1 protein-coding gene is annotated in these 1,546 nt (G+C 49.9%); it reads right to left on the bottom strand.

Annotated features, from left to right (window positions below):
* Positions 1-93 precede the first annotated feature (93 nt).
* Positions 94-1,454, bottom strand: a protein-coding gene (locus AC5W14_RS16670) for an IS1182 family transposase (protein WP_496195026.1) whose coding sequence is annotated in 2 segments (ribosomal slippage) — positions 94-887 and positions 887-1,454 — 1,362 coding nt in all. Because the reading frame shifts where the segments join, the coding sequence is not laid out codon by codon here.
* Between the last annotated feature and the right edge of the window lie 92 nt (positions 1,455-1,546).

The following is a 1,546-nucleotide window of genomic DNA, read 5'->3' as shown; positions in this document are numbered from 1 at the left end:
CAGGTTGTTGAGAAATGAAAGAAACAAGGTTGTTTTTTTTCGTGGATCGTTCGATCCACGTTTTTTTTCGATTTCCCCGAAGAAAATCGTCCTCTAAGCCGCCCGTTTGGCGAGGTAGAGGGCGATTTTTTTCATGTTTTGACAGGCTGCGGTGAGATAGGCCTGCGCTTGGACAGACGGGTGCCCACGATACCGCGTGTATCGAAACCCATGGAGCTCTTTGGCATCTCCGAAGCTCCGTTCGATGGTCTGGCTGCGTAAATGGTACAATGCTTTTCCTGTTTTCGTTCGTTTTCTTGCTCGAGCCCGGTCTTTACAGTCTTCCCATAGGTGTCGGCTAATTAACCGGGAGGCAGCGGCAGGCGAAAAACAAGTCTCCCGCATCGGACAGCCCTGACAGTCCTGCGTACGGGAACGATAATGACGGTATCCTTCCCGATCGGTGAGTCGGTAGGTCAACATACAGCCCATCGGGCATACATAGGCTTTTTTGGACGCGACAAATCGAAACTTCCGTTTCGGCAGATACCGGCGGCTTTTTCCGTAACGTCGGTAGCCCATCACCGCGTAAATTCCCTGCTCTTCGAGCTTTTTACATAGATAGGCAGTAAAATAGCCGGCGTCGAGCGCCACCGCCTCTACCGGAAAGCCGAACGTGTTCCGCTGAACCTCCAGTCGGGCGAGATACGGATCCGCATCGTGTACGTTACCAGGCGTGATATGGGTATCGGTAATCAGGTTATATTTGGCGTCCACCGTCCGGTGGTCGAGGTAGAAAAATCCCTGGGGTTTGCCATCTCGCATCATGAATCCACTATCCGGATCGGTCCGACTGACTCGTGTCATAGCTGGGTTGGCGGGCTTCCTCTCCTTCCGTGGTCCGAGCGCTTTTTTCCTTCTTTTTCCCGATCGGCCTGCACTTCAGCTTCCAGCTCTGCTAGATAGGCAGGAACTTTGGGTGATTTGGCTTGTCGCAGAAATTTGTTTTTATTGGCATTGGCTTTGACGTGGGTGGAGTCACTCACTAGAATCCGCCCGTCCACCAACCCATGGCCCTCTGCTTGACGAACAATGGCATTAAAAATATCTTCAAATACCGTGGTATCAAGAAACCGGGTCTGACGATTCCAACTGATCGTGGAATGATCCGGAATTCGATCCGTCAGAGAAAGACCAAGAAACCAACGATAGGCGACGTTGGTCTGCAGCTCTTTTTCCAATTGTCGTTCCGAACGAATGCCGTAAAAATAGCCGATAAACATCATTTTAAACAACGTAATCGGTGGAATGGAAGGCCGACCGATGGTCGGCGAATAATAGGAAGCCAGTTTTTCTTCAATAAACTGAAAATCAATCATCATATCAATGGTTCGAAGAAAGTGATCAGCGGGCACCAGCTCTTCCACAGAAACAGTCACTTGATCGCGTCGATGGTTTTTGGCTTTGCCAAGCATCTTAGGATCGCCCCTTTTCTTTTCAGTATACGACCATTCCAGCCCTTTGCCCACAAAAAAACTGCCGAGAAAAAAACTTTCTCGACAGCCTG

Source organism: Sinobaca sp. TMA16-18 (genome assembly GCF_059510535.1).
The sequence above is the reverse complement of the archived record's forward strand: the minus strand, read 5'-3'. Positions and strand labels throughout refer to the sequence as shown.